Origin of the sequence: Paenirhodobacter huangdaonensis (assembly GCF_004022465.1) — a bacterium.
GTDB classification, from domain to species: domain Bacteria; phylum Pseudomonadota; class Alphaproteobacteria; order Rhodobacterales; family Rhodobacteraceae; genus Rhodobacter; species Rhodobacter huangdaonensis.
The window spans coordinates 19,372-44,540 of the sequence record NZ_SAVA01000013.1 but is presented as its reverse complement, the minus strand read 5'-3'; the positions used below and the strand labels follow the sequence as shown (position 1 = coordinate 44,540).

Annotated in this window: 39 protein-coding genes and 1 tRNA gene; 1 reads left to right on the top strand and 39 read right to left on the bottom strand. The window is 64.6% G+C overall.

The features are described 5' to 3' along the window. Positions 1–20: 20 nt before the first annotated feature. The 20 genes from rplQ to rpmC all read right to left on the bottom strand — a co-directional run bounded on the left by rplQ (position 21) and on the right by rpmC (position 10,496). A complete protein-coding gene (rplQ, locus tag EOW66_RS17600) occupies positions 21–440 on the bottom strand; it encodes a 50S ribosomal protein L17 (protein ID WP_128157649.1) in 420 nt (139 codons plus the stop codon). A gap of 153 nt (positions 441–593) precedes the next feature. Further along, positions 594–1,610, bottom strand: coding sequence for a DNA-directed RNA polymerase subunit alpha (locus EOW66_RS17595; RefSeq protein ID WP_121532041.1), 1,017 nt, complete (start codon positions 1,608–1,610; stop codon positions 594–596). A 121-nt stretch (positions 1,611–1,731) separates the two neighbouring features. After that, positions 1,732–2,121 (bottom strand): 30S ribosomal protein S11, encoded by a 390-nt coding sequence (gene rpsK, locus EOW66_RS17590; RefSeq protein WP_113902068.1) that lies wholly within the window; start codon positions 2,119–2,121, stop codon positions 1,732–1,734. A gap of 15 nt (positions 2,122–2,136) precedes the next feature. After that, positions 2,137–2,505, bottom strand: coding sequence for a 30S ribosomal protein S13 (rpsM, locus tag EOW66_RS17585; RefSeq protein WP_128157647.1), 369 nt, complete (start codon positions 2,503–2,505; stop codon positions 2,137–2,139). A gap of 160 nt (positions 2,506–2,665) precedes the next feature. After that, on the bottom strand, positions 2,666–3,322 hold the full coding sequence (locus EOW66_RS17580) for an adenylate kinase (protein ID WP_128157645.1): 657 nt from the start codon (positions 3,320–3,322) through the stop codon (positions 2,666–2,668). 18 nt (positions 3,323–3,340) lie between these two features. Beyond that, positions 3,341–4,699: a preprotein translocase subunit SecY gene (gene secY, locus EOW66_RS17575; RefSeq protein ID WP_128157643.1), complete on the bottom strand. Its 1,359-nt coding sequence runs from the start codon at positions 4,697–4,699 to the stop codon at positions 3,341–3,343. 105 nt (positions 4,700–4,804) lie between these two features. After that, complete coding sequence (rplO, locus tag EOW66_RS17570; protein WP_128157641.1) at positions 4,805–5,275, bottom strand: 50S ribosomal protein L15; 471 nt, start codon at positions 5,273–5,275, stop codon at positions 4,805–4,807. A 141-nt stretch (positions 5,276–5,416) separates the two neighbouring features. Next, complete coding sequence (locus tag EOW66_RS17565; RefSeq protein WP_128157639.1) at positions 5,417–5,755, bottom strand: hypothetical protein; 339 nt, start codon at positions 5,753–5,755, stop codon at positions 5,417–5,419. A 27-nt stretch (positions 5,756–5,782) separates the two neighbouring features. After that, positions 5,783–6,115: a ribonuclease E inhibitor RraB gene (locus tag EOW66_RS17560; RefSeq protein ID WP_128157637.1), complete on the bottom strand. Its 333-nt coding sequence runs from the start codon at positions 6,113–6,115 to the stop codon at positions 5,783–5,785. 85 nt (positions 6,116–6,200) lie between these two features. Then, complete coding sequence (gene rpmD, locus EOW66_RS17555; protein WP_113902057.1) at positions 6,201–6,392, bottom strand: 50S ribosomal protein L30; 192 nt, start codon at positions 6,390–6,392, stop codon at positions 6,201–6,203. A 12-nt stretch (positions 6,393–6,404) separates the two neighbouring features. After that, complete coding sequence (gene rpsE / locus EOW66_RS17550) at positions 6,405–6,965, bottom strand: 30S ribosomal protein S5 (RefSeq protein ID WP_113902056.1); 561 nt, start codon at positions 6,963–6,965, stop codon at positions 6,405–6,407. 125 nt (positions 6,966–7,090) lie between these two features. Further along, on the bottom strand, positions 7,091–7,450 hold the full coding sequence (rplR, locus tag EOW66_RS17545) for a 50S ribosomal protein L18 (RefSeq protein WP_113902081.1): 360 nt from the start codon (positions 7,448–7,450) through the stop codon (positions 7,091–7,093). An 11-nt stretch (positions 7,451–7,461) separates the two neighbouring features. Continuing rightward, entirely contained in the window at positions 7,462–7,995 is a 534-nt protein-coding gene (gene rplF, locus EOW66_RS17540; RefSeq protein WP_113902055.1) for a 50S ribosomal protein L6, read from the bottom strand. 10 nt (positions 7,996–8,005) lie between these two features. Then, complete coding sequence (gene rpsH, locus EOW66_RS17535; protein ID WP_113902053.1) at positions 8,006–8,404, bottom strand: 30S ribosomal protein S8; 399 nt, start codon at positions 8,402–8,404, stop codon at positions 8,006–8,008. 13 nt (positions 8,405–8,417) lie between these two features. Further along, a complete protein-coding gene (rpsN, locus tag EOW66_RS17530; RefSeq protein ID WP_128157635.1) occupies positions 8,418–8,723 on the bottom strand; it encodes a 30S ribosomal protein S14 in 306 nt (101 codons plus the stop codon). A gap of 16 nt (positions 8,724–8,739) precedes the next feature. Continuing rightward, on the bottom strand, positions 8,740–9,300 hold the full coding sequence (gene rplE, locus EOW66_RS17525; protein ID WP_128157633.1) for a 50S ribosomal protein L5: 561 nt from the start codon (positions 9,298–9,300) through the stop codon (positions 8,740–8,742). Continuing rightward, on the bottom strand, positions 9,300–9,605 hold the full coding sequence (gene rplX, locus EOW66_RS17520; protein WP_113902047.1) for a 50S ribosomal protein L24: 306 nt from the start codon (positions 9,603–9,605) through the stop codon (positions 9,300–9,302). The genes rplE and rplX overlap by 1 nt, the downstream gene beginning before the upstream one ends. Continuing rightward, positions 9,605–9,973 (bottom strand): 50S ribosomal protein L14, encoded by a 369-nt coding sequence (rplN, locus tag EOW66_RS17515; protein WP_013066055.1) that lies wholly within the window; start codon positions 9,971–9,973, stop codon positions 9,605–9,607. Before rplN ends, rplX begins: the two co-directional genes overlap by 1 nt. 77 nt (positions 9,974–10,050) lie before the next feature. Beyond that, entirely contained in the window at positions 10,051–10,284 is a 234-nt protein-coding gene (gene rpsQ / locus EOW66_RS17510) for a 30S ribosomal protein S17 (protein ID WP_128157631.1), read from the bottom strand. Between the two features lie 11 nt (positions 10,285–10,295). Then, positions 10,296–10,496, bottom strand: coding sequence for a 50S ribosomal protein L29 (gene rpmC, locus EOW66_RS17505; protein ID WP_128157629.1), 201 nt, complete (start codon positions 10,494–10,496; stop codon positions 10,296–10,298). A 243-nt stretch (positions 10,497–10,739) separates the two neighbouring features. Between rpmC and EOW66_RS17500 the strand changes: the two genes are divergently transcribed. Beyond that, positions 10,740–10,813, top strand: a tRNA-Gln gene (locus tag EOW66_RS17500). 195 nt (positions 10,814–11,008) lie between these two features. Here the strand turns inward: EOW66_RS17500 and rplP are convergent. The 19 genes from rplP to EOW66_RS17405 form a co-directional block, all read right to left on the bottom strand. Then, positions 11,009–11,422 carry a 50S ribosomal protein L16 gene (rplP, locus tag EOW66_RS17495; protein WP_113901739.1) on the bottom strand — a complete coding sequence of 138 codons (414 nt, stop codon included), beginning with the start codon at positions 11,420–11,422 and terminating at the stop codon, positions 11,009–11,011. Between the two features lie 12 nt (positions 11,423–11,434). Continuing rightward, positions 11,435–12,145 carry a 30S ribosomal protein S3 gene (gene rpsC / locus EOW66_RS17490; protein WP_113901738.1) on the bottom strand — a complete coding sequence of 237 codons (711 nt, stop codon included), beginning with the start codon at positions 12,143–12,145 and terminating at the stop codon, positions 11,435–11,437. Then, entirely contained in the window at positions 12,145–12,525 is a 381-nt protein-coding gene (gene rplV / locus EOW66_RS17485) for a 50S ribosomal protein L22 (RefSeq protein WP_128157627.1), read from the bottom strand. Before rplV ends, rpsC begins: the two co-directional genes overlap by 1 nt. Before the next feature lie 5 nt (positions 12,526–12,530). After that, on the bottom strand, positions 12,531–12,809 hold the full coding sequence (gene rpsS / locus EOW66_RS17480; RefSeq protein ID WP_113901736.1) for a 30S ribosomal protein S19: 279 nt from the start codon (positions 12,807–12,809) through the stop codon (positions 12,531–12,533). A gap of 3 nt (positions 12,810–12,812) precedes the next feature. Next, positions 12,813–13,649, bottom strand: a complete 837-nt coding sequence (gene rplB / locus EOW66_RS17475; RefSeq protein WP_113901735.1) for a 50S ribosomal protein L2 — start codon at positions 13,647–13,649, stop codon at positions 12,813–12,815. A 170-nt stretch (positions 13,650–13,819) separates the two neighbouring features. Next, on the bottom strand, positions 13,820–14,374 hold the full coding sequence (locus tag EOW66_RS17470; RefSeq protein ID WP_128157625.1) for a hypothetical protein: 555 nt from the start codon (positions 14,372–14,374) through the stop codon (positions 13,820–13,822). Positions 14,375–14,503: 129 nt separating this feature from the next. Beyond that, positions 14,504–14,800: a 50S ribosomal protein L23 gene (locus tag EOW66_RS17465; RefSeq protein ID WP_128157623.1), complete on the bottom strand. Its 297-nt coding sequence runs from the start codon at positions 14,798–14,800 to the stop codon at positions 14,504–14,506. Then, positions 14,797–15,417 carry a 50S ribosomal protein L4 gene (gene rplD / locus EOW66_RS17460; protein ID WP_128157620.1) on the bottom strand — a complete coding sequence of 207 codons (621 nt, stop codon included), beginning with the start codon at positions 15,415–15,417 and terminating at the stop codon, positions 14,797–14,799. Before rplD ends, EOW66_RS17465 begins: the two co-directional genes overlap by 4 nt. Beyond that, positions 15,414–16,142: a 50S ribosomal protein L3 gene (rplC, locus tag EOW66_RS17455; protein WP_128157618.1), complete on the bottom strand. Its 729-nt coding sequence runs from the start codon at positions 16,140–16,142 to the stop codon at positions 15,414–15,416. The genes rplD and rplC overlap by 4 nt, the downstream gene beginning before the upstream one ends. A gap of 11 nt (positions 16,143–16,153) precedes the next feature. Further along, positions 16,154–16,462 (bottom strand): 30S ribosomal protein S10, encoded by a 309-nt coding sequence (gene rpsJ / locus EOW66_RS17450; protein ID WP_013066043.1) that lies wholly within the window; start codon positions 16,460–16,462, stop codon positions 16,154–16,156. Between the two features lie 199 nt (positions 16,463–16,661). Beyond that, on the bottom strand, positions 16,662–17,837 hold the full coding sequence (tuf, locus tag EOW66_RS17445) for an elongation factor Tu (protein ID WP_113901716.1): 1,176 nt from the start codon (positions 17,835–17,837) through the stop codon (positions 16,662–16,664). Between the two features lie 66 nt (positions 17,838–17,903). Continuing rightward, entirely contained in the window at positions 17,904–20,018 is a 2,115-nt protein-coding gene (gene fusA, locus EOW66_RS17440; protein WP_128157616.1) for an elongation factor G, read from the bottom strand. 14 nt (positions 20,019–20,032) lie between these two features. Continuing rightward, entirely contained in the window at positions 20,033–20,503 is a 471-nt protein-coding gene (gene rpsG / locus EOW66_RS17435; protein WP_113901729.1) for a 30S ribosomal protein S7, read from the bottom strand. Positions 20,504–20,515: 12 nt separating this feature from the next. Continuing rightward, entirely contained in the window at positions 20,516–20,887 is a 372-nt protein-coding gene (rpsL, locus tag EOW66_RS17430; RefSeq protein WP_096433949.1) for a 30S ribosomal protein S12, read from the bottom strand. A 260-nt stretch (positions 20,888–21,147) separates the two neighbouring features. After that, positions 21,148–21,882: a phosphatase PAP2 family protein gene (locus tag EOW66_RS17425; protein WP_128157614.1), complete on the bottom strand. Its 735-nt coding sequence runs from the start codon at positions 21,880–21,882 to the stop codon at positions 21,148–21,150. Then, a complete protein-coding gene (locus EOW66_RS17420) occupies positions 21,869–23,305 on the bottom strand; it encodes an ArnT family glycosyltransferase (protein WP_164881177.1) in 1,437 nt (478 codons plus the stop codon). Before EOW66_RS17420 ends, EOW66_RS17425 begins: the two co-directional genes overlap by 14 nt. Continuing rightward, on the bottom strand, positions 23,295–23,603 hold the full coding sequence (locus tag EOW66_RS17415) for a lipid-A-disaccharide synthase N-terminal domain-containing protein (protein ID WP_128157610.1): 309 nt from the start codon (positions 23,601–23,603) through the stop codon (positions 23,295–23,297). Before EOW66_RS17415 ends, EOW66_RS17420 begins: the two co-directional genes overlap by 11 nt. Continuing rightward, entirely contained in the window at positions 23,600–24,322 is a 723-nt protein-coding gene (locus tag EOW66_RS17410; RefSeq protein ID WP_128157608.1) for a glycosyltransferase family 2 protein, read from the bottom strand. Before EOW66_RS17410 ends, EOW66_RS17415 begins: the two co-directional genes overlap by 4 nt. A gap of 111 nt (positions 24,323–24,433) precedes the next feature. Then, positions 24,434–25,147, bottom strand: coding sequence for a hypothetical protein (locus EOW66_RS17405; protein ID WP_128157606.1), 714 nt, complete (start codon positions 25,145–25,147; stop codon positions 24,434–24,436). Positions 25,148–25,169 lie beyond the last annotated feature (22 nt).

The window sequence follows — 25,169 nt, the reverse complement described above, 5'->3', positions numbered from 1 at the left end:
CCTTCCCTCGCGGGAAAGGATCAGTCTTCGGCGGCCTCTTCGGCCTCGAGGCGGGCCTTGTCGGCAGCGCCCTTGGCCGAGTGGTCACGGTCGACGAATTCGATGATCGCCATCGGCGCCATGTCGCCATAGCGGAAGCCGGCCTTCAGGACGCGGGTGTAGCCGCCCTGACGGTCCTTGTAGCGCGCGGCGAGAACGTCGAACAGCTTCGCGACGTCCTTGTCTTCCTTCAGCATGGCCGCGGCCTGGCGACGGGCGTGCAGATCACCGCGCTTGGCGAGGGTGATCAGCTTCTCGACGACCGGGTGCAGTTCCTTCGCCTTCGGCAGGGTGGTCTTGATCTGTTCGTGCTCGATCAGCGAGCCCGACATGTTGGCGAACAGCGCTTTGCGGTGTTCGGCGGTGCGGTTCAGACGGCGATAGCCGCGGGCGTGACGCATGGGTCTTCTCCGAAATTGCGTTTTGCTTTGTGTTGCGCCGCCTGCGTTGGACGGTGCGTCGTTGGGGCATCATGCCCATGTTTTCCCCGGCACCCCGGGCATTGAATGGGGGGCGTGTAATCCACGCCCCCCGGAAGAGTCAAGCGGCAGCGCTCAGAACTGGTCCTCGAAGCGCTTCGCCAGGTCCTCGATGTTCTCCGGCGGCCAGTCCTCGACTTCCATGCCGAGGTGCAGGCCCATGCCCGAGAGCACTTCCTTGATCTCGTTCAGCGACTTGCGGCCGAAGTTCGGGGTGCGCAGCATCTCGGCTTCGGTCTTCTGGATCAGATCGCCGATGTAGACGATGTTGTCGTTCTTCAGGCAGTTCGCCGAACGGACCGACAGCTCCAGCTCGTCGACCTTCTTGAGCAGCAGCGGGTTGAACTCGAGCCCGTCTTCCGCGTCCTGCTTCGAGGCCGATTCCGGTTCCTCGAAGTTGACGAAGATGCTCAGCTGGTCCTGCAGGATGCGCGCGGCATAGGCCACGGCGTCCTCGGGGGTCAGCGCGCCGTTCGTCTCGATCTTCATCGTCAGCTTGTCGTAGTCGAGCACCTGGCCCTCGCGGGTGGGCTGGACTTCGTAGGCGACCTTCTTCACCGGCGAATAGATCGCGTCGATCGCGATCAGGCCGATCGGCGCATCTTCCGGCTTGTTCTTGTCGGCCGCGACATAGCCCTTGCCGGTGTTCACGGTGAGTTCCATGAACAGGTCGGCGCCATCGTCGAGGTGGCAGATCACGTGGTCCTTGTTCAAGACCTCGATGCCGGCCGATTCCGAGATGTCACCGCCGGTGACGACGCCCGGCCCCTTCGCCGAGATCGACAGCCGCTTCGGCCCCTCGACGTCCATCTTGAGCGAAACGCCCTTCAGGTTCAGGATGATGTCGGTGACATCTTCGCGCACGCCGGCGACCGAAGAGAACTCGTGCAGCACGTTGTCGATCTGCACCGAGGTGATCGCGGCGCCCTGCAGCGACGACATCAGCACACGCCGCAGCGCGTTGCCGAGCGTGAGGCCAAAGCCACGCTCCAGCGGTTCGGCGATCACCGTCGCCTGACGCTGCGGGTCGTTGCCCGGCTTGACTTCAAGCTGCGTCGGCTTGATGAGTTCGGCCCAATTCTTGTGGATCATGCGTTCTGCCTCCATACCTGTCCCGTGCCCATGTCCGTAAGCGCGGAACGCCCGAGGTTAAAAACGTAAGCGACCGGGCCGCACGGGGATCCCCCGCACGGCCCGATCGGTAATAATCAGATCAGACGCGGCGACGCTTCGGCGGGCGGCAGCCGTTGTGCGCGATCGGGGTCACGTCACGGATCGAGGTGATCGTGAGGCCGACGGCGGCCAGCGCGCGCAGCGCCGACTCACGGCCCGAACCGGGGCCCTGCACTTCGACGTCGACGGTCTTCAGACCGTGGTCCTGCGCCTTCTTGGCAGCGTCTTCGGCGGCCATCTGGGCGGCGTAGGGGGTCGATTTCCGCGACCCCTTGAAGCCCATGGTGCCCGAGGACGACCACGAGATGGCGTTGCCCTGCACGTCCGAGATCAGGATCTTGGTGTTGTTGAACGAGGAGTTCACGTGAACAACGCCAGCGGCGATGTTCTTGCGCTCTTTGCGCTTAACGCGGGTCTTGTCGCGAGCCATTGTCTCAGCCTCCCCTTACTTCTTCTTGCCGGCGATCGGCTTGGCCGGGCCCTTGCGGGTACGAGCGTTGGTGTGGGTGCGCTGGCCGCGAACCGGAAGGTTCTTGCGGTGACGCAGGCCGCGGTAGCAGCCGAGGTCCATCAGACGCTTGATGTTCATCGACACTTCACGGCGCAGGTCGCCCTCGACCGTGAGGTTGGCGTCGATGTATTCGCGGATGGCGAGCACTTCGGCGTCGGTCAGATCGTTCACGCGGCGGGTCGGATCGATGCCGACGGCCTCGACGATCTTGGTGGCGAACATCGGGCCGATGCCGTGGATGTACTGAAGAGCGATCGGGACGCGTTTCCCGGTCGGAATGTTGACGCCAGCAATACGTGCCAAAGCGTGGATCCCTTCGTTGCGGTTCCGTAGCGCCAGAACCTTTTTTCACAACAAGGCCCGAAACCTCTTGCTCCGGGCCCCTCACCTGAAGACTCAGGCGATTCTCTTGCGAGACGCTGTGACCTAGAGGCTTTTGCCTACCGGGTCAAGCGTCAAGATGTCACTCTGCCTTGCCGTCAAGGATCGCGGCGACGGCCGCAGCCACGGCGTCGATCTCGGCCAGCCCGTCGACGGTGAAGAGCTTGCGCGCGTGGTAGTAGTACCCGATCAGCGGCGAGGTCTTCTTGTAATATTCCATCAGCCGGGTCTTGAGGCTGTCCTCGTTGTCGTCGGCGCGCCGCTTCATGTCGTGGCTGCCACAGACGTCGCACACCCCCGCAACCTTCGTCGGCTTGGTCTCGTCGTGATAGACCTCGCCGCAATTGCCGCAGGTATAGCGGCCGGTGATCCGGGCGACGAGCGCGGCGTCGTCGACGCGCATCTCGATCACCGCATCAAGGGTCTGGCCGTTCTTCGCCAGCAGCTCGCCAAGCGCATCGGCCTGCGCCAGCGTGCGCGGGAAGCCGTCGAAGATGAAGCCCGAGGCCTGCACCGTGTTCAGCTTCTCCTCGATCAGGCCGATGACGATCTCGTCGGTCACCAGCTGGCCGCGGTCCATCACCTCGGCGACGCGGCGGCCCATCTCGGTCCCCGAGGTCTTGGCCTCGCGCAGCATGTCGCCGGTCGACAGCTGCACCATGCCGCGCTCCTCCACCAGCTTGCGCGCCTGCGTGCCCTTGCCTGCGCCGGGCGGCCCCAGCAGGATGATGTTGGTCATGTCACTTCCCCCGGTAGATCAGCGGCGTGCGGGCGCCTTCCGGCCCGACTTTTTCTTGCCGCGCAATTGCGAACGTTCGATCAGCCCCTCGTACTGGTGCGCCAGCAGGTGCGACTGGACCTGATTGATCGTGTCCATCGTCACCGAGACCACGATCAGCACCGAGGTGCCGCCGAAGTAGAACGGGATCGACAGTTGCGAGCGCAGGATCTCGGGCAGCAGGCAGACGGCGGCGAGATAGGCCGAGCCGATCACCAGCACGCGTGCCACGACGTAATCGAGATATTCCTCGGTCTTCTTGCCGGGCCGGATGCCCGGGATGAAGCCGCCCTGGTTCTTCAGGTTGTCGGCAACCTCGTCCGACTTGAACGCCACGTTCGCGGTGTAGAAATAGGCGAAGAAGACGATCATCGCGGTGAAGAACGCGAGGTAGAGCGGCTGGCCGGGGCCGAAATAGGCGAGGATCGTCGACATGATCGGGCCGGTCTGGCTGCCCGAGAAGGTCGAGATCGTGGTCGGCAGCAGCAGCAGCGACGAGGCGAAGATCGCCGGGATCACGCCCGCCGGGTTCACCTTGATCGGCAGATGCGACGAGCCGCCGTCATAGATCTTCATGCCCACCTGACGACGGGGATACTGGATATGGATCTTGCGCAGCGCGCGCTCCATGAACACCACGAAGGCGATCACCACGAGCACCATCACCATCACGCCAAGGATCACCGGGGGCGAGACGGCACCGGTCCGGCCCTGCTCGAGGAAGCGCGCAAGCGCCGCCGGGATGTTTGCGACGATGCCGACAAAGATGATCAGCGAGACGCCGTTGCCGATGCCGCGCGAGGTGATCTGCTCGCCCAGCCACATCAGGAACATCGTGCCGCCGACCAGCGTCACCACCACCGAGGCGAGGAAGAAGAAGCCCGGGGTATGGGCAAGGTCGCCCTTCTCGAGGCTGACCGCCAGCCCCCAGGCCTGGAAGGTGGCAAGCCCCACCGTCGCATAGCGGGTGATCTGGTTGATCTTCTTGCGGCCCTGCTCGCCTTCCTTCTTCATCTGCTCGAGCGACGGCACGAGGGCGGTCAGCAGCTGCACGATGATCGAGGCCGAGATATAGGGCATGATGCCGAGCGCGAAGATGCCCATGCGGCCAAGCGCGCCGCCGGTGAACATCGACAGCATGCCGCCGATGCCCGAGCCCGCCTTGTCCATGAACTCGCGCAGCGCAGTCGCATCAATGCCGGGCACCGGGATGTAGGTGCCGAGCCGGTAGATGATGAGGAGGCCGATGGTGAAGTAGATGCGCTGCCGCAGCTCGGTGGCCTTGCCGAGGGCCTCCCAGCTGAGGTTCGCCGCCATTTGCTCTGCAGCAGAAGCCATATGCAGTCTCTTTCATGCGAAAGGCGCCGCGCGACGGTCTCCCGGTCGGCGGCGCCTGGAAAACTGTTGCCTTATGTAAGCGGGCCGGAGCCCGCCGACAACCGCTTATTCAGCGGCGGGCGCGGCAACGGTCAGCTTGCCACCGGCCTTCTCGACGGCTTCGATCGCCGGCTTCGAGGCGCCGGTCACGGTCAGCGTGACCTTCGAGGTGATCTCGCCCTTGGCCAGAACCCGGATGCCGTCGAGCTTGCGGCGCACGAGGCCCGAAGCGATCAGCACGTCTTCGGTGATCTCGACCGAGGCGTCGATCTTGCCTTCCGAGATGAACTTCTCGATCAGGCCGAGGTTGACGACGGCGAAGTCGAGGCGGTTCGGCTTGGTGAAGCCGCGCTTCGGCAGACGCCGGTAGAGCGGCATCTGGCCGCCTTCATAGCCGCCGAGCGCGACGCCCGAACGCGACTTCTGGCCCTTGATACCACGGCCGGCGGTCTTGCCCTTGCCCGAGCCCGGGCCGCGCGCAACGCGCTTGGATTTCTTCGCGGCGCCCGCGTTGTCGCGGAGTTCGTTGAGTTTCATGTCGCTTCTCCTTTGCCGGAAACCCCCTCGCAAGCGACAGAAGAGGGCACACGGCGTTTCTTGTTGAGTCTGGACCCGAAGCGGGCCACCGGGGGCGTATAGCGGGGATGGGGCGCGCCGGTCAAGCCGGTTGATCGGGCCTCACCAGACCTCCCAACGCTTCGGGACGTCCTTGCACTGCCGCAGCACATTATGAAGCATGATCGCGGCAAAGCCGAGAATGAAGACCACCAAGGCAATGCGCTCATAGACCGCCATCAACTCGTAGACAGCCTTCGAAACCGGCCTATACCGCCAGTGGTCCCCCAGAAAGTACTGGTCACCGACAACCTTGCCGAGGCCCGTCGTCCCTCCCAGCGAAACGCTTACGGCTGCGAAAGCCGCGGAGTGGAGCCAGGCCAGCAGGAAGAGTCTCCGGGCAAACCTGCACAGCTTGCAAATGCGCTCGTCAACCGGCGCACCCTCGATGTCCTCACTCATCGCGCAAACTCATCTTGGGGGCGCCCTTCAGGCGCCGACGAATCCCCAGCCGTCGGGGATGAAGCCGTAGACCGCGGCGAGCAGCGTCAACTTTTCTTCCTCGGCCCAGAGCCCCTCGGCCGTCAGGGCCATCTCGGGCGTGGTGATCTCGAGGCAATCGTCCTCGTCTTCCTCCACCGCCTCGAAGCCCTCGGCCTCATAGCCCATGCCCTCGACCGCCTCGCCGAAGCCGTCCCAGTCGGCGCGCGGGTCCTCGGCGACGAACTGGAACGCGACGCGGCCACGTTCGGGCAGCGGTTCCATCGCGGCGATCTCGCGGAAGGTCCGCAGCGTCTCCGCCTTCTGTTGTGCCATGTCCATCGCCGTCTCCTTCGTCGTGCGGGCAGGTTCCAATGAAAAACGCCCCGGCCAGGCCGGGGCGCTTCTTGTCAGTCGCGAAGGGCGCTCAGCCGCGCTCTTCGATGATCTTCACAAGATGCGAGATCTTGTTGACCATGCCGCGGACGGCCGGGGTATCTTCCAGCTCGCGGGTGCGGCGGACCTTGTTCAGGCCGAGGCCCTTCAGGGTCGCGGTCTGGATCGCGGGACGGCGGGCGGCCGAGGCCACCTGCTGCACGACGATGGTTTTCTTCGTCATCGGTCAGTCTCCTCAGGCTTCGGCCGAAGCGTCGGCTTCGGGCTTGGCGAGGATGTCCGCCACCTTCTTGCCGCGGCGGGCCGCGACGTGACGGGGCGAGGCTTCCTTCTTCAGGCCGTCGAGCGTGGCCCGGATCATGTTGTACGGGTTCTGCGAGCCGATCGACTTCGCAACCACGTCCTGCACGCCCAGCATCTCAAAGACGGCACGCATCGGGCCGCCGGCGATGATCCCGGTACCGGCAACGGCGGTCCGCATCACCACCTTGCCAGCGCCGTGACGGCCCTCGACGTCGTGGTGCAGCGTGCGGCCGTCGCGCAGCGGAACGCGGACGAGCGAGCGCTTCGCCTGCTCGGTCGCCTTGCGGATCGCTTCCGGAACTTCCTTGGCCTTGCCCTTGCCGAAGCCGACGCGGCCGCGCTGGTCACCGACCACCACGAGCGCGGCGAAACCGAAGCGCTTGCCGCCCTTCACCGTCTTCGACACGCGGTTGATCGCAACCAGGCGATCGGCGAATTCCGGGGTTTCCTCGCGCTCGGCGCGGCGGTCCCGGCGATGTTCACGTTCTGCCATGAGGCATTCCTTTTGGTGATGGCGTGCGCACACGCCGTGGTCTCCAATCCTGGTGAGCGGCCCGAGGCGGCATGCCGCCGGGCCGTTCCCGGATCATCGGGGGGACGCGGACGTCCCCCACCGGATCAGAACTTCAGACCGCCTTCGCGGGCTGCATCGGCAAGCGCCTTGATCTTCCCGTGGAAGAGGAAGCCGCCACGGTCGAAGTAGCATTCTTCGACACCCGCCGCCTTCGCGCGCTCGGCAATCGCCGAACCGATCTTCGCCGCCGCTTCGACGTTGTTCTTGCCGACGACGCCGAGCTCTTTTTCGAGCGTCGAGGCCGAGGCAAGGGTCACGCCCTTGACGTCGTCGATCAGCTGGACGCTGATGTTCTTCGAGGAGCGATAGACCGAGAGGCGCAGACGCCCGTTGGCCATCGCACGAAGCTTGTTCCGCACGCGCAGGCGGCGCTTGAGGAACAGATCGCGTTTGTTGTTCGCCATTTTCGCCACCCTTACTTCTTCTTGCCTTCCTTGCGGAAGATGTACTCGCCCTTGTAGCGAATGCCCTTGCCCTTGTAGGGCTCCGGCTGCCGCCACTCGCGGATGTTCGCCGCGACCTGACCGACCAGCTGCTGGTCGATGCCCTCGACGGTGATTTCGGTGGGCTTCGCCGACGTGACGGTCACGCCTTCGGGCACCTCGAAGTTCACTTCGTGCGAATAGCCGAGCGAGAGCTTCAGAACCTTGCCCTGCATCGCGGCGCGGTAACCCACGCCCTGGATTTCGAGCTCTTTCTTGAAGCCGGTGGTGACGCCGACGCCGAGGTTCTCGATCATCGAGCGGGCCATGCCCCACTGCTGACGCGCCCGTTTGGACGTGCCACGCGGAGTGACCTTGACGGTGTTGCCCTCGAGCGTGAGGGTCACGTCGTCGGTGGCGGTGAAGCTGCGGGTCCCTTTCGGGCCCTTCACTTCGATGGTCTGACCGTCCAGCTTGGCAGTGGTGCCAGCAGGCAGCTCGACCGGTTTTTTACCAATACGAGACATGCTTCCCTCCTTAGAACACGGTGCAGAGCACTTCACCGCCAACGTTGGCAGTGCGCGCGGCCGCGTCCGTCATGACGCCCTTGGGCGTGGAGACGATCGAGATGCCCAGGCCCTGACGGACCGTCGGGATCTCCTTGACCGAAGCGTACACGCGACGGCCGGGGGTCGAGACGCGCTTCAGCTCGCGGATCACCGGGGTGCCCTCGAAATACTTGAGCGAGATCTCGAGTTCCGGCAGGCCCTGCGTGCCGTCCTTCTTCTCGTAGCCACGGATGTAGCCTTCCGCCGCCAGCACGTCGAGCACCCAAGCACGCAGCTTGGACGCGGGGGTGCGCACGGTGGACTTGCCGCGCATTTGCGCGTTGCGGATGCGGGTCAGCATATCGCCGAGAGGATCGTTCACAGACATTCCCGTCTCTCCCTTACCAGCTCGACTTCACCATGCCCGGGATCTGGCCGAACGAGGCCAGGTCACGGAGCATGATCCGCGAGAGTTTGAGCTTACGGTAGTAAGCATGCGGACGACCGGTCAGCTGGCAACGGTTGTGCAGCCGGGTCGCCGACGAGTTGCGCGGCAGTTCCGCGAGCTTCAGGGTCGCCTTGAAGCGGTCTTCCATCGGCTTGGACTGGTCTTCGATGATCGCTTTCAGCGAGGCGCGCTTGGTGGCGTATTGCTTCACCAGCTTCGCGCGCTTCACTTCGCGTTCAACCATGGATTTCTTGGCCATAAATTCTCTCCGGCGATCAGCTGTTGAACGGCATGTTGAAATGCTTCAACAGCGCCTTCGCTTCCGCATCCACGCTCGAGGTGGTGCAGATGATGATGTCCATGCCGAGCACCTCGTCGACCTTGTCGAAGTCGATTTCGGGGAACACGATCTGCTCTTTGAGCCCCATCGCGTAGTTGCCACGGCCATCGAACGAAGAGCCCTTCACGCCGCGGAAGTCGCGGACGCGCGGCAGGGCCACGTTGATCAGGCGGTCGAAAAATTCATACATGCGGTCACCGCGCAGGGTCACCTTGCAGCCGAGCGGCATCTCTTCACGAACGCGGAAGCCGGCGACCGACTTCTTGGCGTGGGTGATGACGGCCTTCTGACCGGCGATGAGCGTCAGCTCTTCGGCGGCCTGCTTGACCTTCTTGGTGTCCTTGACGGCTTCGCCGACACCCATGTTCAGGACGATCTTGTCCAGACGCGGGATCTGCATGTCGTTCTTGAAGCCAAACTCTTCCTTCAGCGCCGGACGGATGGTTTCCCGGTACAGCGTCTTCAGGCGGGGCGTGTAGGTTGCCTGGTCGAGCATCAGATCGCCTCCCCGGTGGTCTTGGCGTAACGGACCTTGTTCTCGCCTTCCACGCGGAAGCCGACGCGGGTCGCCTTGCCGTTGGCATCGACGAGCGCGAGGTTCGACAGGTCGATCGGCATCGCCTTCGAGATGCGGCCACCCTGCGAGGTCTGGGTCTGGCGGGTATGGCGGATCGCCATGTTCACGCCTTCGACGACGGCCTTGTTGTCCTTCGGCATGACAGTGGTGATTTCACCCTGTTTGCCTTTGTCCTTGCCGGCGAGAACGACGACCTTGTCGCCTTTGCGGAGCTTCGCAGCCATCACAGCACCTCCGGAGCGAGCGAGATGATCTTCATGAAGTTCTTCGCGCGCAGTTCACGAACGACCGGCCCGAAGATACGGGTGCCGACCGGTTCGCCCTGGTTGTTCAGGATGACGGCGGCGTTGCGGTCGAAGCGGATGGCGGTGCCATCTTCGCGACGGACTTCCTTGGCGGTGCGAACGACGACGGCCTTGCGGACGTCCCCCTTCTTCACGCGGCCCTTCGGAATCGCCTCCTTGACCGACACCACGATGATGTCGCCCACGGATGCGTAGCGGCGATGCGAGCCGCCCAGGACCTTGATGCACTGAACTCGGCGTGCGCCGGAGTTGTCAGCGACATCCAGATTGGTCTGCATCTGGATCATTTGGTTACTCCCGACCTGTGGGGACGAGCCCCAGGGTTTCGATAAACTGAACGTTTATCGCCGGGACCTGACGGATGTCAGGCCTCGACGACAACCCTCCAGCGTTTCGTTTTCGAGATCGGCGCGCACTCTTCGATGCGAACGGTGTCACCGGTCTTGAAAGTGTTCTCCGCGTCATGGGCGCGGTATTTCTTCGACTTCCGCACCGTCTTCTGGAAAAGCGGGTGCTTGAAGCGGCGTTCCACGAGGACAGTGACCGTCTGGTCGTTCTTGTCCGAGGTGACGACGCCTTGCAGGATACGTTTGGGCATCGGAAGACTCCTTACTTCGCGGCTTCAGCGGCTTTGGCGGTCAGCACCGTCTGGATGCGGGCAACGTCACGACGGACGGAGCGCATGCGGGCGGTGTTCTCGAGCTGGCCGGTGGCCTGCTGGAAGCGGAGGTTGAAGGCTTCCTTCTTCAGCGCGATCAGCGCATCGCGGAGCTCATCAGGCGTCTTCGCCTTGAGTTCTTGGGCTTTCATGCCACGATCCTTTTCTGGCACCAGAGGGCCCCTTGGGTGACCCTGATCCTGGTGGGTTATGTCTGCCCGGCGTGCCGGACCCGCGGCCTATAGCACCAGAGCCCCAGTCTGGCAATGACAAATGCCGCCCTTTCACGGAAGCGCGACAAAATGCAATTTCCCGGTTGACGCCGGCCGCACAACCCCTTACTTGGGCCACGCAAGAAGGCAGAAGCCGTTCGCGGCGAAGCGCTTTCTCCCTGTTGCCCTCTCGTCTAGCGGCAGGACGCCTGATTCTGACTCAGGTAAGCGTGGTTCGAATCCACGGAGGGCAGCCAACCTTCCCAGCCTGAAACCCAGCCCAGGTGGCAACTTTTGTTGCCTCGCCCGCGATTCGTCGCGGGTTTTCGCATTTGTGGCTTCGCCCCGGCATCCCCGTGGCGCGGGGCCGGGCCCCTGCCCCGCCCGTCGCGACAAATGAAAAGGCCCCCCGATTCGCTCGGGGGGCCTGAACTTTTCGCCTGAAGACCGGATTACCAGTCTTCGCGCGCCACGATGCGGGTCAGCACCGGCAGCTTGTTGGCGCCAAGGCGCAGGGCCTCGCGCGCAACCACTTCCGACACGCCGTCGATCTCGAACATGATCCGGCCCGGCTTCACCTTGGCCGCCCAGTAATCGACCGAGCCCTTACCTTTACCCATACGGACTTCGGTGGGCTTCGACGACACCGGCACATCCGGGAACACGCGGATCCAGACCCGGCCCTGACGCTTCATGTGACGGGTGATCGCACGACGCGCGGCTTCGATCTGGCGCGCGGTCACACGCTCCGGCTCGGTGGCCTTCAGCGCAAAGGACCCGAAGTTCAGGTTGAAGCCGCCCTTAGCTTCACCGTGAATACGGCCCTTGTGCTGTTTGCGGAACTTCGTCCGTTTCGGTTGCAGCATCTCTCATACCCCTCAACGTGCGTCGCGACGCGGGCCACGCGGCGCCGGGCCTTCCTGGGCCTCGGCGGCCTTGCGGTCGCGTGCTTGCGGATCATGTTCCATGATCTCGCCTTTGAAGATCCAGACCTTCACGCCGATGATCCCGTAGGGGGTCGACGCTTCGGACAGCGCATAGTCGATGTCGGCACGCAGGGTGTGCAGCGGCACGCGACCTTCACGGTACCATTCGGTACGGGCGATTTCCGCGCCGCCGAGACGGCCGGCAACGTTCACCCGGATGCCGAGGGCGCCCATGCGCATCGCGTTCTGCACGGCGCGCTTCATCGCACGACGGAAGGACACGCGGCGCTCGAGCTGCTGCGCGATCGATTCGGCCACCAGCTGGGCGTCGAGTTCGGGCTTGCGGACCTCGACGATGTTGAGGTGCAGTTCCGACTTCGTGAAGTTCGCCAGCTTCTTGCGCAGGACTTCGATGTCCGCGCCCTTCTTGCCGATGATGACGCCCGGACGCGCAGCGTGAATGGTCACGCGGCACTTCTTGTGCGGACGCTCGATGATCACGCGGCTGATGCCGGCCTGCTTCGCTTCTTCATGGATGAAGTCGCGCATCTTCAGGTCTTCGAGCAGCATGTCACCATAGTCTTTCGACTCGGCGAACCAGCGGCTGTCCCAGGTGCGGTTGACCTGGAGGCGCATCCCGATCGGGTTGACCTTCTGTCCCATTACGCACGCTCCTCGATCTGACGCACCTTGATGGTGATTTCCGAAAACGGCTTCATGATCTTGCCGAAACGACCACGGGCGCGCGGACGGCCGCGTTTCATGACCAGGTTCTTGCCGACCCAGGCTTCGGCGACGACCAGGGTGTCGACGTCGAGGCCATGGTTGTTCTCGGCATTGGCGATGGCCGACTGCAGGCACTTCTTCACCTCACCGGCGATGCGGCGCTTCGAGAAGGTGAGATCGGCAAGCGCCTTCTCGACCTTCTTGCCACGGATCATCGCAGCGACGAGGTTCAGCTTCTGCGGCGAGGTGCGCAGCATCTTCGCCTTGGCGAAAGCCTCGTTTTCCGCCACGCGGCGCGGATTGTTTTCCTTACCCATGGCTCTTACTTCCTCTTGGCTTTCTTGTCGGCGGCGTGACCGTAATAGGTCCGGGTCGGCGAATATTCACCGAACTTCTGGCCGATCATTTCCTCGGTCACGTTGACCGGGATGTGCTTCTGGCCGTTGTAGACGCCGAAGGTCAGACCAACGAACTGCGGCAGGATGGTGGAGCGGCGCGACCAGATCTTGATCACGTCGGATTTGCCCGAAGCTTTCGCCTTCTCCGCCTTCTTCAGCAGATAGGCGTCGACGAAGGGGCCTTTCCAGATAGAACGTGCCATGTGTTAGCGACCCTTCTTGGCGTTGCGCGAACGGAGAATGTACTTGTCCGTCTTCTTGTTCGAGCGAGTCTTCTTGCCCTTGGTGTCCTTGCCCCACGGGGTCACCGGGGTACGGCCACCCGAGGTCCGGCCTTCACCACCGCCATGCGGGTGATCGATCGGGTTCATCGCGACGCCGCGGACGGTCGGACGCACGCCCTTGTGGCGCATACGACCAGCTTTACCGAAGTTCTGGTTCGAGTGGTCGGCGTTCGACACGGCACCGATGGTGGCCATGCATTCCTGACGCACGATGCGCAGCTCGCCCGAGGACAGGCGGATCTGGGCATAGCCGCCGTCACGGCCGACGAACTGAGCGTAGGTGCCGGCCGCACGGGCCAGCTGACCGCCCTTGCCCGGCTTCAGCTCGACGTTGTGCACGATCGTGCCGATCGGCATGCCCGAGAACGGCATCGCGTTGCCCGGCTTGATGTCGTGCTTCGGACCCGAGAAAACGGTGTCGCCGACGGCGAGACGCTGCGGCGCCAGGATGTAGGCGAGTTCGCCGTCCTGGTACTTGATCAGCGCGATGAAGGCGGTACGGTTCGGATCGTATTCGATCCGCTCGACGACCGCCGGGACGTCGAACTTGCGACGCTTGAAATCAACGACGCGGTAGAGACGCTTGGCGCCGCCACCCTTGTGCCACATCGTGACGCGCCCGGTATTGTTCCGGCCACCGGTCTTGATCAGGCCCTCAGTGAGGGCTTTGACCGGACGGCCTTTCCAAAGCTCCGAACGGTCGATCAGAACCAGCCCACGCTGGCCCGGCGTCGTCGGCTTATACGACTTGAGTGCCATGCTTTCTGTCTTCCGTTAGCTTGCGGCAGGTTGCCCCGCCTGTCTGTGTGTAAAGGGCCCCGAAGGTCCCCGAGTTCAATAATCAAGCGCCCCGGAACGAATCCGGGGCTGCGAGACTGGCGCGATGTAGCAGGGATGGGGGGGCGAGTCTATAGGCAGGTTACGCTTTGTTAGTCGCACGGCTCGGGCGTCTTCGAACTTGCAACCTTCACTTCACGCACGCCATTTTCGGCGAAGATTTTCAAAAGGCCGGTGAGCGCGTCGATCGGTGCCGTCCCGAAGTCGACCTCCAGATGTCGCTCGCCCAGAACGGCGCTGTGAATCCCGCCCGAATGATGGCCGCCAACGACAGGGGATTGCTCGTCAAGATTCACCCACCGATCGAACCAAGGCTCGAAACCGTGAAGCTGAGGCGTGACCGGTGTGAGCGCGAAGGCCATCCCGTCCCAAGATGCGCAGCGAAAGCTGACAGTCATCCCATCGTAAACAAACGGCCCGCCGCTCACATAGGCCTGCCGGCCCGGATTGACCTCTATCGCGATGCCCCTACCGGCCTTCCCGGCGATAAAATCAACGACATAGATGTGCCGATAGGTGTCGCCAGAGATCTCGAATGCGACTTCCGGATGGATCGCTCCGCGCTCAGACTTTTGTTGCTCGTAAGCCGCCTCAAACTCAACCAGATAGGCGTCTCGGAGATGGTCGAGAAACGCGCTGAATTCCATATCCGCTCCTGTCACTCAAAGAAATGCTCATTTGTAGGGATTGAAATTAGTTTCGGCATGGGAGCATCCCCGCACAAGCGAAAAGGCCCCCGCAAACGCGAGGGCCTTTCCAATTTCTGACCGATGACCTCAGAGGCCGGTCGAGACGTCGATCGTCTGACCGTCTTCCAGCGTCACATAGGCCTTCTTCACGTCCGAGCGCACGCCGGCCATGCCGCGGAAACGCTTGGTCTTGCCCTTGGTGATGGTGGTGTTGACCGCCTTCACCTTGACGCCGAAGAGGGTCTCGACAGCTTCCTTGATCGCCGGCTTGGTAGCCGTTTTCGCGACCTGGAAGACCACCGCGCCGTTCTCCGAGGCCATGGTGGCCTTTTCGGTGATGACCGGCTTCACGATCACGTCGTAGTGTTCGGGTTTCGCGCTCATTTCAGGCGAGCCTCCAGAGCTTCGACACCCGCCTTCGTGAGGACCAGGGTCTCACGCTTCAGGATGTCATAGACGTTGGCGCCCATCGACGGCAGCACGTCGATGCCTTCGATGTTGCGCGCGGCTTTGGCAAAGTTCTCATCCACGGCGGAGCCGTCGATCACCAGAACCTTCTTCCAGCCCAGCTCCTTCGCGGCCTTGGCAAGCAGCTTGGTCTTGGCTTCGGCCATATCGGCCGCATCCAGAACCACGAGGTTGCCGGCTTTCGCCTTGGCCGAGAGCGCGTGGCGCAGGCCAAGCGCGCGGAACTTCTTCGTCAGGTCATGGGCGTGCGACCGCGGGGTCGGGCCCTTGTAGACGCCACCGTGACGGAAGATCGGGGCCTTCTTGGAACCGTGGCGAGCGCCGCCGGTGCCCTTCTGGCGATAGATCTTCTTGGTCGAGTAGCTGACGTCCGACTTGCCGAGCACCGAGTGGGTGCCCTGCTGAGCCTTGGCGCGCTGCCAGCGCACGACGCGATGCAGGATGTCGGCGCGCGGCTCGAGGCCGAACAGCGCGTCATCCAGATCGATCGAGCCGGCCTTGCCGCCGTCAAGCGTGATCACATCGAGTTTCATGCTTCACCCCCTTCGACCGAGACTTCTTCGGCCGGAGCAGCGGCAGCCATCTTCAGGCCGGCCGGCATCGGAACGTCCGACGGCAGCGGCTTCTTGACGGCGTCCTTGATGGTGACCCAGCCACCCTTGGCGCCGGGCACGGAGCCCTTCACCAGGATCAGGCCGCGGTCGGCATCGGTCTTGACGACCTGGATGTTCTGCGTGGTGACACGCACGGCACCCAGATGGCCAGCCATCTTCTTGCCCTTGAACACCTTGCCCGGGTCCTGGCACTGGCCGGTCGAACCGTGCGAACGGTGCGAGATCGACACGCCGTGCGAGGCGCGCAGACCGCCGAAGTTGTGGCGCTTCATGACGCCCGCAAAGCCCTTACCGATCGAGGTGCCGGCGATGTCGACGAACTGGCCGGCATTGTAGTGCTCGGCCGAGATCTCGGCACCGACGTCGATCAGGTTTTCCGGGTCCACGCGGAACTCGGCCAGCTTGCGCTTCGGCGCGACGTTCGCCTTCGCGAAGTGGCCACGCATCGCTGCCGACACGCGCTTCGCCTTGGCTTCGCCGGCGCCGAGCTGAACGGCGGTGTAGCCGTCGGTCTCGACGGTGCGCTGCGCGACGACCTGGAGGTTGTCGAGCTGCAGCACGGTCACCGGGACCTGCTTGCCGTCTTCGAGGAACAGCCGGGTCATCCCCAGCTTCTTGGCGATAACACCAGAACGTTGAGTCATGGCGTGCCTCCTCAGACCTTGATCTCGACGTCGACGCCAGCGGCGAGGTCGAGCTTCATCAGCGCGTCCACGGTCTGGGGAGTCGGATCGACGATATCGAGCAGGCGCTTGTGCGTGCGGATTTCCCACTGGTCGCGCGACTTCTTGTCGATGTGCGGACCACGGAGAACCGTGAATTTCTCGATTTTGTTGGGCAGCGGGATCGGCCCGCGGACCTGTGCACCGGTACGCTTGGCGGTGTTCACGATTTCCTGGGTGCTGGCGTCCAGCACGCGGTAATCGAACGCCTTGAGCCGGATGCGGATGTTCTGACCACTCATTTAGTCTTGCCTCTCGCAGGGGCTATCAGGTTGAGAGGCAGACACCGCCGAATGCGACGCCTGCATCGAACCACAATCTCTTGGAGATCCGGGGCGCTCTACGGGAGCGGCCCGAGTCTGTCAAGAGCAAATGGTGCGCCCGAAGGCGCACCATCGTTTCACTTACCAATGTCGGTGGCGGGTCGCCCCGCCGCCGAGATCACTTGAGGATCTTGGAGACGACGCCGGCGCCGACGGTGCGACCGCCTTCACGGATGGCGAAGCGCAGCTTCTCTTCCATCGCGATCGGGGCGATCAGCTCGACGGTGAACTTCAGGTTGTCGCCCGGCATCACCATCTCGGTGCCTTCCGGCAGCTTCACGGTGCCGGTGACGTCGGTGGTGCGGAAGTAGAACTGCGGACGGTAGTTCGCGAAGAACGGCGTGTGACGGCCGCCTTCTTCCTTCGTCAGGATGTAGGCCTCGGCCTCGAACTCGGTGTGCGGGGTCACCGAGCCCGGCTTCGCCAGGACCTGACCACGTTCCACGCCCTCGCGGTCGATGCCGCGCAGCAGCGCGCCGATGTTGTCGCCCGCTTCGCCGCGATCGAGCAGCTTGCGGAACATCTCGACGCCGGTGCAGGTCGTCTTCTTCGTCGCGCGGATGCCGACGATCTCGAGTTCGTCGCCGACGTTCACCGCGCCACGCTCGACACGGCCGGTCACAACCGTGCCGCGGCCCGAGATCGAGAACACGTCTTCGATCGGCATCAGGAACGGCTGGTCGACAGCGCGCACCGGGGTCGGGATGTACTCGTCGACCGCCGCCAGCAGCGAGCGGATCGAGTTCTCGCCGATTTCCGGATCACGGCCTTCGAGAGCGGCCAGAGCCGAGCCCTTGATGATCGGGGTCTCGTCGCCCGGGTAGCCGTAGGCCGACAGAAGTTCGCGGATTTCCATCTCCACGAGCTCCAGCAGCTCTTCGTCGTCCACCTGGTCGACCTTGTTCATGTACACAACGATGTACGGAATGCCGACCTGACGGCCGAGCAGGATGTGCTCGCGCGTCTGCGGCATCGGGCCGTCGGCCGCCGAAACCACCAGGATCGCGCCGTCCATCTGCGCCGCGCCGGTGATCATGTTCTTCACATAGTCCGCGTGGCCGGGGCAGTCGACGTGCGCATAGTGACGCGCAGCCGTCTCGTATTCCACGTGCGCCGTCGAGATCGTGATCCCGCGGGCTTTCTCTTCCGGCGCGCCGTCGATCTGGTCATACGCCTTGAATTCACCAAAGTACTTGGTGATCGCAGCCGTCAGCGTCGTCTTGCCGTGGTCAACGTGGCCGATCGTGCCGATGTTGACGTGCGGTTTCGTCCGTTCAAACTTTGCCTTTGCCATACTGGCCTCCTGTAGTCCGTGAACCTGGGAAGAGGCGCCCGGGGTCAGCCCCGGACGCCATCAGCCTCAGGCGTATTTCTTCTGGATCTCGTCCGAGATGTTCTGCGGCACGCCTTCGTAGTGATCGAAGATCATGGTGAAGACCGCGCGGCCCGAGGACATCGACCGCAGGTTGTTGATGTAGCCGAACATGTTCGCGAGCGGCACGAAGGCGTGGATCACGTTCGCGTTGCCGCGGGTGTCCTGACCCTGCACCATGCCGCGACGGCTGGTGAGGTCACCGATGATGCCGCCGGTGTATTCTTCCGGGGTCACCACTTCGACCTTCATGATCGGCTCGAGCAGCTTGGCGCCGGCCTTCTTCAGGCCTTCGCGCATCGCCGCGCGGGTCGCGATTTCGAAGGCGAGCACCGAGGAGTCGACGTCGTGGAACGCACCGTCGATCAGCGCCACCTTGAAGTCGATCACCGGGAAGCCCGCGAGCGGACCCGAGTCCATCACCGACTTGATGCCCTTTTCGACGCCGGGGATGTATTCCTTCGGCACCGCACCGCCCACGATCTTCGACTCGAACGAATAGCCTTCGCCCGGTTCGGTCGGGGTGATGACGAGCTTGACGCGCGCGAACTGGCCGGTACCACCGGTCTGCTTCTTGTGCGTGTAGTCGATTTCGGCTTCGCGCGAGATCGTCTCGCGATAGGCCACCTGCGGCGCACCGATGTTCGCCTCGACCTTGAATTCGCGCCGCATGCGATCGACGAGAATGTCGAGGTGAAGCTCGCCCATCCCCTTCATGATCGTCTGGCCCGATTCGAAGTTGGTCTCGACGCGGAAGGACGGATCCTCGGCCGCGAGACGCGCCAGAGCGATGCCCATCTTTTCCTGGTCAGCCTTCGACTTCGGCTCGACGGCGATCTCGATCACCGGCTCGGGGAAGGTCATGGTTTCCAGGACGACCGGCTTCGTCGGATCGCACAGGGTGTCGCCCGTGGTGGTCTCCTTCAGGCCGGCCAGCGCGATGATGTCGCCCGCGAAGGCTTCTTCGATTTCCTCGCGGTTGATGGCGTGCATCATCATCATGCGGCCGACGCGCTCGCGCTTGCCCTTCGTCGCGTTCATCATCTGGTCGCCCTTCTTGAGGACGCCCGAATAGATGCGGGTGAAGGTCAGCGAGCCGACGAAGGGGTCGTTCATGATCTTGAACGCCAGAGCCGAGAAGGGCTCTTCGTCCGAGGCATGACGCTCGATGTTGCGGGTTTCGGTCTCGTCGCCCGGGGCGAAGCCGACATAGGCCGGCACGTCGAGCGGGCTCGGCAGATAGTCGACCACGGCGTTCAGCATCGGCTGCACGCCCTTGTTCTTGAACGACGAACCGGCGAGGACCGGAACGAAGGCCATCGCCAGGGTGCCCTTGCGGATCAGCTTGCGCAGTTCCGCCTCTTCGGGCTCGGTGCCCTCGAGGTAGGCTTCCATCGCGGCGTCGTCCTGTTCGACGGCGAGCTCGACGAGCTTGCCGCGCCATTCGTCGGCGACGTCCTTCAGCTCGTCACGGATCGGCTGACGGACCCAGCTCGCGCCGAGGTCTTCACCCTTCCAGACCCATTCGTCCATGGTGACGAGGTCGACGATGCCTTCCAGCTTGTCTTCCGCACCGATCGGCAGCGCGACCGGAGCCGGGGTGGCGCCGGTGCGGTCCTTGATCATCTTCACGCAGTTGAAGAAGTCGGCACCGATCTTGTCCATCTTGTTGACATAGACGATGCGCGGAACCTTGTAGCGGTCGGCCTGACGCCACACGGTTTCCGTCTGCGGCTCGACGCCAGCGTTGGCGTCGAGCAGACACACAGCACCGTCGAGCACCGCCAGCGAGCGTTCGACTTCGATGGTGAAGTCGACGTGGCCGGGGGTGTCGATGATGTTGAAGCGGTATTTCGGCCCCTCATGGGTGCCGGTCTCGGTGCGCTGCCACAAGGTGGTGGTCGCCGCCGAGGTGATGGTGATCCCGCGTTCCTGTTCCTGCTCCATCCAGTCCATCGTCGCGGCGCCGTCATGCACCTCGCCGATCTTGTGGGACTTGCCGGTGTAGTAGAGGATGCGCTCCGTCGTCGTGGTCTTGCCCGCATCGATGTGGGCCATGATCCCGAAGTTACGATAGAGCTCCAGCGGATATTCGCGTGCCATGAGGGGTTCCTCTCTTACCAGCGGTAGTGGCTGAACGCCTTGTTGGCGTCGGCCATCTTGTGGGTGTCTTCCCGCTTCTTCACGGCGGCACCGCGCGAGTTCACCGCATCCAGAAGCTCGCCGGCCAGGCGTTCTTCCATGGTGTGCTCGTTGCGGTTCTTGGCCGCGGTGATCAGCCAGCGAATCGCCAGCGCCTCACGACGGGTCGGACGCACTTCGACCGGGACCTGATAGGTGGCACCGCCGACGCGACGCGAACGCACTTCGACCGAAGGCTTCACGTTGTCGAGGGCCTCGTGGAAGACTTCCACGGGCTCGCGCTTGAGCTTGCCTTCGACACGGTCGAGGGCATTGTAGACGATCCGCTCGGCAACAGACTTCTTGCCGTCGATCATCAGGTTGTTCATGAACTTGGTCAGCACGCGATCGCCATATTTGGCGTCGGGCAGAACTTCGCGCTTCTCAGCGGCGTGACGACGAGACATGCTTCACACTCCTCACTTCGGCCGCTTCGCGCCGTATTTCGAACGACGCTGACGACGATCCTTGACGCCCTGGGTATCCAGAACACCGCGCAGGATGTGATAGCGCACACCCGGAAGGTCCTTCACACGACCGCCGCGGATGAGCACAACGGAGTGCTCCTGCAGGTTGTGCTTTTCGCCCGGGATGTAGGAGATGACTTCGAAGCCGTTCGTCAGGCGCACCTTGGCGACCTTACGCATAGCCGAGTTCGGTTTCTTCGGCGTCGTGGTGTAGACGCGCGTGCAGACGCCGCGCTTCTGCGGGCACTGCTGGAGGTGCTGCGACTTCGATCGCTGCACCTTGGGCTGCCGCGGCTTGCGGATCAGCTGTTGGATGGTAGGCATTCCGGTTCCCCGTGTTTGCTCTGTCAATACTCTCAACCCGGCCCGGTGGGATTCCCGCGCGAGGCTGAGCCGCTTCTCGACGGCGTCTCACGCAGATCGTGAAACGCCAAACCGCACCCTTCCCGCCTTGCGGCGGGCCGAATGCGTCGTCGTCTTCAGGGCAAGGGGCCGGTGGGCCCGGACTTGGCCGCTGAACTCCACCCTCAGGGCACACTGCGCCCATCAGGTAGCGGCGGCTATAGGAGGAGTCGGCCCCCTTGTCAACAGCGCCCGCCGGGCGCCCCTGCGGCATTGCGCCGGCGCGGAAGCTGCCCGGCGAACAGCGCGTAAAGCCCCCAGGCGAGGGTCAGGGTGATCAGCGCGGCAAAGACCGCGTCCGAGGCGAAGTGCCGCCCCGTCGCCACCCGCTGCACGATGACGAAGGCGGGGATGAACAGCGCCACCGCGCGCAGGTAGAGCCGCTGCCAGCGCTCGATCCGCGACCAGAGCACCGAGGCCAGCCACAGCGCCACGGCCAGCGCCACCGCCGCCGAGACCTCGCCCGAGACGAAGGAGCAGTTGCGCGTGCACTGATCGGCGAACTGACCGGCCGGGGTGAACAGCTTGGTGCCGCCGAATTCGGTCACGAAGGCGGGGCGGGCGCGGCCGGAATAGGCCTTGAGAACGCCGTTCACGATCAGTCCCGGTCCGAGCAGATACAGCGTCACCACGAATCCCCAGGCCCGCGACGGCAGGCCCCAGACGTTGCGGCCCTTGGCGAAGGCGCGCACCATGGCGACGATCGCCACCACCAGCACGATCAGCGCCAGATCCCACAGCCGCTGGCGCAGCCATTCCCAGAGCGGGTTGGTGATGACATCGAAGCCCGCCCCCGCGTGCCAGAACAGCCCCGAGATCGCCAGATCGACCGAGGGCGCGCCGCAAAACAGCGCCACCGCGGCAATCCAGCCGGCCAGCAGCCAGCGTCCGGTCAGGCTCAGGTCAAGGCGCGGCATTCAGGCACTCTCCCGGCACGATGTAGGGGGTGACCCCCTTCCCTTCCCAGGTGCCCGAGCCGTTCAGCATCCCCGCCGGCGGCACGGGCCCCGCGCCGCAGTCGATCGGGCTGCGGCGAATGACCAGAATGCGGCCGGCAAAATCGGCGGGCAACGGGAAATTCTGCTCGTAATAGTTCATCGGCCGGCCCGTCGGGCGCGGAGCATAGATCGTCACCCCGGCATCGCGGCCGGTGTAGAAGAGATCGGCGAGGATGTCGCGGTCGTCGCTGTAGACCGGCACGCCCTCGGCGGTCGCAAGGGCGAGGATGCGCCGGCTCAGCTCGGTGCGGCCGAGGTAGCGGTTCAAAAGCGGCTTGCCGCCCGGCGCAGGCCAGGGGGCCAGAACGGTCAGCGCCGCGACCGCCGTCACCGCAACGAGGTTCGTCAGCAGCGCCAGCCACCGGCCCCACCGCGGCAACACCAGCACGGCAAGGATCACGCCCGCGAGATAGGCCGAGACCGCCCAGTTCGCATAGGCCTTGTCCAAAAGCGCCTGCACCGTCACCACGACCAGCGGCGGCAAGGCCAGCACCGCGAGCGCGCGCCGGTCCGCGCTGCGGGCCCCGATCACGCCAAGCAGCAGCGCAACCATGGTGACCGGACCGAAGACCGCGATCTGCGCCGCGAGCCAGCCGCCCATCGAGGCCCAGTTCAGCCCCGCCCCCCCGCGCACCCAGCCGACATTGTCCATCGTGTGCTCGAGCGTGGCGAACTGATGCGTCACGTTCCACGCCACATTCGGCGCGATCACCAGCGCGAAAGCGAGCGTCGCAAGCAGCGCGTTGCCCCAGCCGATCCGCCGCGCGGGCGCGACCAGCACCGCCAGCACGATCCCCGCCGGCAGGAACAGCGCCACGTATTTCGCCAGGAAGGCAAAGCCCACGCACAGGCCAAGCGCCAGCGCGTCGCCCGCCCGCCCGCTCTCGCCAAGCCGCCAGAAGAACAGCAGGCCCGCGGCGAAGAAGGGCGCCATCACCGTATCGGTCGAGATCATCGCCGAGCCGACGGCGGTGAAGGGCAGCGTGACGTAAAGCGCTGCCGTCCAGATCGCGGCGCCACGCCCGGCGATGCGGGCGGCAAGCGCCGCAAGGATCATCCCGGTCAGCCCGTGCAGCACCGGCGCCGGCAGCCGCACCCAGAACGGCGCACTCGATCCCGCGAGATCGGTCACCGCGCGGATCAGCCAGCCGATCAGCGGCGGCTTCGAGTAATAGCCGAAGTCGAAGCGCTGCCCCCAGAGCCAGTATTGCGCCTCGTCGACGAAAAGATCGGTGCGGTCGAAGACCAGCGCCAGCACCCGCGCCACCGTCACCGCCGCGACGATCGCCAGCACCGGGCCAAGCCAGCCCCCGGCCTCGGGCCGCGACGGCTCAGGCTTCACGGCGACGCTTGGCATAGATCAGCCACAGGTTGCGCGCATAGATCACCACGCCGAGCGCCTGGCCCAGAATGAACACCGGATCGGCGCGGTAAAGCGCATAGGCGAGCAGCATCACCCCGCCCGCGAGCGAGAAATACCAAAACGCCACCGGCATCACCGAATCCCTGGCACGCTCCGAGGCGATCCATTGCAGCAGGAAGCGCGCGGTGAACATCAGCTGCGCGGCAAGGCCGAAGATCACCCACAAAAGCTCGGTCGTCGAGCCGACATGGAGCAGCTTTTCCAGCCATTCGGTCATTTCGTCACCTCGGTCGGGCGCGCCTTCTTGCGGCGCCGGATCAGCCAGGCGACGCCGGCCAGATCGACGATGCCGACAAGGCCGCGCTGCAGGTTCGAATAATGCGAGCGCCCGCCGCCGCGCGGCCGGTGGCTCACGTCGACATGCGCCACACCCCAGCCGTCGCGCGCGAACAGCGCGGGCAGATAGCGGTGCATGTGGTCGAAATAGGGCAGGTCCAGATAGGGCGCACGGCGAAAGGCCTTGAGCCCGCAGCCGGTGTCGCGGGTGTGGTCGTTGAGCACCCGCGCCCGCAGCCCGTTCGCGAATTTCGACGCAAGCCGCTTCGACAGCGTGTCCTGCCGCGCCACGCGCTGCCCGGCGACCAGCCCGATCGCCTCGGCCCCCGGCACCTCGAGCGGCGCGATCAGCTTCGGCAGCTCCTCGGGCGGGTTCTGCCCGTCGCCGTCGAGCGTCGCACAGATCGCACCATGCGCCGCGCGCACGCCCGAGCTCACCGCCGCCGACTGTCCGCCCGACACGTCATGGCGCAGCACCCGCAGCCGCGGCGCCCGCACGAGCCTTGCGCGCAAAATATCGGCCATGCCGTCGTCCGAGGCATCGTCGACCACGATCACCTCGTAGTCACGGCCCGCAAGCGCCGCATCGATCCCGTCGAGCAGCGTCTCGATGTTTTCCGCCTCGTTCTTGGCGGGGATCACGATGGAAACTTCGGTCATCTGTCGCGGCCCTTTCCGCCCGGCACGGGCCGCCACCTCTTACCCGCAGGCCCCGAAGTTGTAAACGGAGCACGCGCCGGGGGCCTGCGCCGGCGCGGCGCTCGGCACGGTTCAGCCGAACTGGGCAAAGAGCTTGGAATAGGGCGCCTTCAGATTGCCCCGCGCGGCAAGGGCGGCAGCGAGGTCACCGCTGTCGGCCGCGGCGCGAAACGCCCTGGCCGAGGCGGCGAAGGCCCCGACGAGCGGCGCATAGGCGGGGTTTGCCGCCTCGGGTGCCGGATTGGCGACGATCTGCGCGGCGAGATAGTCGAGCACCGCCGCATCGCCCGCCAGTGCCACGGCCGCCCCCGGCCCGATCGCCGCATAGTCGCGGCCCAGAACCTCTTCCATCGCCGCGTGATAGGCGTTCATCCGGTCGGAAAAGCCGATCAGCCCGGCGCGCGCGTGCAGCCCGGCAACCTCGGCGCGCACGCCTTCGAGGGTCTGGTGCGCCGCCGGCAGCCTGCCCGCGGCGGCCTCCTCGCGCGCCTTGCCGATCAGCGCCGAGACCGCATCAAAGGTCTGCGGCAGCGCGGCATCGGCGGCATATTGCGGCGGCGGGGTCGCGCCCCATTGCGCCGACATCTCGGCCCAGGCGGTGTCGAACCCCGCCAACGCCTTCGCCGTCTCGGGGGCCTTGCCGGCATTCGACAGGAACAGCGCCGCCCGGTAATCGCCATAGACTGCCCGCAGCTGCGCCTCGGCATCCGTGAAGGGGCTCGCCAGCGCCGGCAGCGCCAGCGCGCCGAGAACGACCGCAAGGGCGGCCTGAGTGATCCGGTTCATTCTGTCCTCCGTGTTCCACACG

Bases quoted from the DNA above. Each gene is read 5' to 3' on its own strand.
- rpsC (WP_113901738.1), bottom strand. From the start codon at position 12,145: ATGGGACAGAAGGTCAACCCGATCGGGATGCGCCTCCAGGTCAACCGC.
- EOW66_RS17465 (WP_128157623.1), bottom strand. From the start codon at position 14,800: ATGAGCGCGAAACCCGAACACTACGACGTGATCGTGAAGCCGGTCATC.
- rpsJ (WP_013066043.1), bottom strand. From the start codon at position 16,462: ATGAGTGGTCAGAACATCCGCATCCGGCTCAAGGCGTTCGATTACCGC.
- EOW66_RS17410 (WP_128157608.1), bottom strand. From the start codon at position 24,322: ATGACCGAAGTTTCCATCGTGATCCCCGCCAAGAACGAGGCGGAAAAC.
- rpsQ (WP_128157631.1), bottom strand. From the start codon at position 10,284: ATGCCCAAACGTATCCTGCAAGGCGTCGTCACCTCGGACAAGAACGAC.
- rpsE (WP_113902056.1), bottom strand. From the start codon at position 6,965: ATGGCAGAACGTGAACATCGCCGGGACCGCCGCGCCGAGCGCGAGGAA.
- rplF (WP_113902055.1), bottom strand. From the start codon at position 7,995: ATGTCTCGTATTGGTAAAAAACCGGTCGAGCTGCCTGCTGGCACCACT.
- EOW66_RS17560 (WP_128157637.1), bottom strand. From the start codon at position 6,115: ATGGACATGGCACAACAGAAGGCGGAGACGCTGCGGACCTTCCGCGAG.
- secY (WP_128157643.1), bottom strand. From the start codon at position 4,699: ATGGCTTCTGCTGCAGAGCAAATGGCGGCGAACCTCAGCTGGGAGGCC.
- rpmC (WP_128157629.1), bottom strand. From the start codon at position 10,496: ATGAAAGCCCAAGAACTCAAGGCGAAGACGCCTGATGAGCTCCGCGAT.
- rpsL (WP_096433949.1), bottom strand. From the start codon at position 20,887: ATGCCTACCATCCAACAGCTGATCCGCAAGCCGCGGCAGCCCAAGGTG.
- rpsK (WP_113902068.1), bottom strand. From the start codon at position 2,121: ATGGCTCGCGACAAGACCCGCGTTAAGCGCAAAGAGCGCAAGAACATC.
- rplE (WP_128157633.1), bottom strand. From the start codon at position 9,300: ATGCTCGACCAGGCAACCTACACGCCCCGCCTGAAGACGCTGTACCGG.
- rpsH (WP_113902053.1), bottom strand. From the start codon at position 8,404: ATGTCTGTGAACGATCCTCTCGGCGATATGCTGACCCGCATCCGCAAC.
- rplX (WP_113902047.1), bottom strand. From the start codon at position 9,605: ATGGCTGCGAAGCTCCGCAAAGGCGACAAGGTCGTCGTTCTCGCCGGC.
- rplO (WP_128157641.1), bottom strand. From the start codon at position 5,275: ATGAAACTCAACGAACTCCGCGACAACGCGGGCGCCGCGAAGAAATCC.
- EOW66_RS17580 (WP_128157645.1), bottom strand. From the start codon at position 3,322: ATGACCAACATCATCCTGCTGGGGCCGCCCGGCGCAGGCAAGGGCACG.
- EOW66_RS17470 (WP_128157625.1), bottom strand. From the start codon at position 14,374: ATGGAATTCAGCGCGTTTCTCGACCATCTCCGAGACGCCTATCTGGTT.
- EOW66_RS17425 (WP_128157614.1), bottom strand. From the start codon at position 21,882: ATGCCGCGCCTTGACCTGAGCCTGACCGGACGCTGGCTGCTGGCCGGC.
- rpsG (WP_113901729.1), bottom strand. From the start codon at position 20,503: ATGTCTCGTCGTCACGCCGCTGAGAAGCGCGAAGTTCTGCCCGACGCC.
- rplD (WP_128157620.1), bottom strand. From the start codon at position 15,417: ATGAAACTCGATGTGATCACGCTTGACGGCGGCAAGGCCGGCTCGATC.
- rplP (WP_113901739.1), bottom strand. From the start codon at position 11,422: ATGCTGCAACCGAAACGGACGAAGTTCCGCAAACAGCACAAGGGCCGT.
- rplC (WP_128157618.1), bottom strand. From the start codon at position 16,142: ATGACTCAACGTTCTGGTGTTATCGCCAAGAAGCTGGGGATGACCCGG.
- EOW66_RS17415 (WP_128157610.1), bottom strand. From the start codon at position 23,603: ATGACCGAATGGCTGGAAAAGCTGCTCCATGTCGGCTCGACGACCGAG.
- rplV (WP_128157627.1), bottom strand. From the start codon at position 12,525: ATGGGTAAGGAAAACAATCCGCGCCGCGTGGCGGAAAACGAGGCTTTC.
- rplQ (WP_128157649.1), bottom strand. From the start codon at position 440: ATGCGTCACGCCCGCGGCTATCGCCGTCTGAACCGCACCGCCGAACAC.
- rpsN (WP_128157635.1), bottom strand. From the start codon at position 8,723: ATGGCCAAGAAATCCATGGTTGAACGCGAAGTGAAGCGCGCGAAGCTG.
- rplR (WP_113902081.1), bottom strand. From the start codon at position 7,450: ATGGCGAACAACAAACGCGATCTGTTCCTCAAGCGCCGCCTGCGCGTG.
- rplB (WP_113901735.1), bottom strand. From the start codon at position 13,649: ATGGCACTCAAGTCGTATAAGCCGACGACGCCGGGCCAGCGTGGGCTG.
- EOW66_RS17565 (WP_128157639.1), bottom strand. From the start codon at position 5,755: ATGAGTGAGGACATCGAGGGTGCGCCGGTTGACGAGCGCATTTGCAAG.
- rpmD (WP_113902057.1), bottom strand. From the start codon at position 6,392: ATGACGAAGAAAACCATCGTCGTGCAGCAGGTGGCCTCGGCCGCCCGC.
- rplN (WP_013066055.1), bottom strand. From the start codon at position 9,973: ATGATCCAGATGCAGACCAATCTGGATGTCGCTGACAACTCCGGCGCA.
- EOW66_RS17405 (WP_128157606.1), bottom strand. From the start codon at position 25,147: ATGAACCGGATCACTCAGGCCGCCCTTGCGGTCGTTCTCGGCGCGCTG.
- fusA (WP_128157616.1), bottom strand. From the start codon at position 20,018: ATGGCACGCGAATATCCGCTGGAGCTCTATCGTAACTTCGGGATCATG.
- tuf (WP_113901716.1), bottom strand. From the start codon at position 17,837: ATGGCAAAGGCAAAGTTTGAACGGACGAAACCGCACGTCAACATCGGC.
- rpsS (WP_113901736.1), bottom strand. From the start codon at position 12,809: ATGGCACGTTCTATCTGGAAAGGCCCCTTCGTCGACGCCTATCTGCTG.
- EOW66_RS17595 (WP_121532041.1), bottom strand. From the start codon at position 1,610: ATGATCCACAAGAATTGGGCCGAACTCATCAAGCCGACGCAGCTTGAA.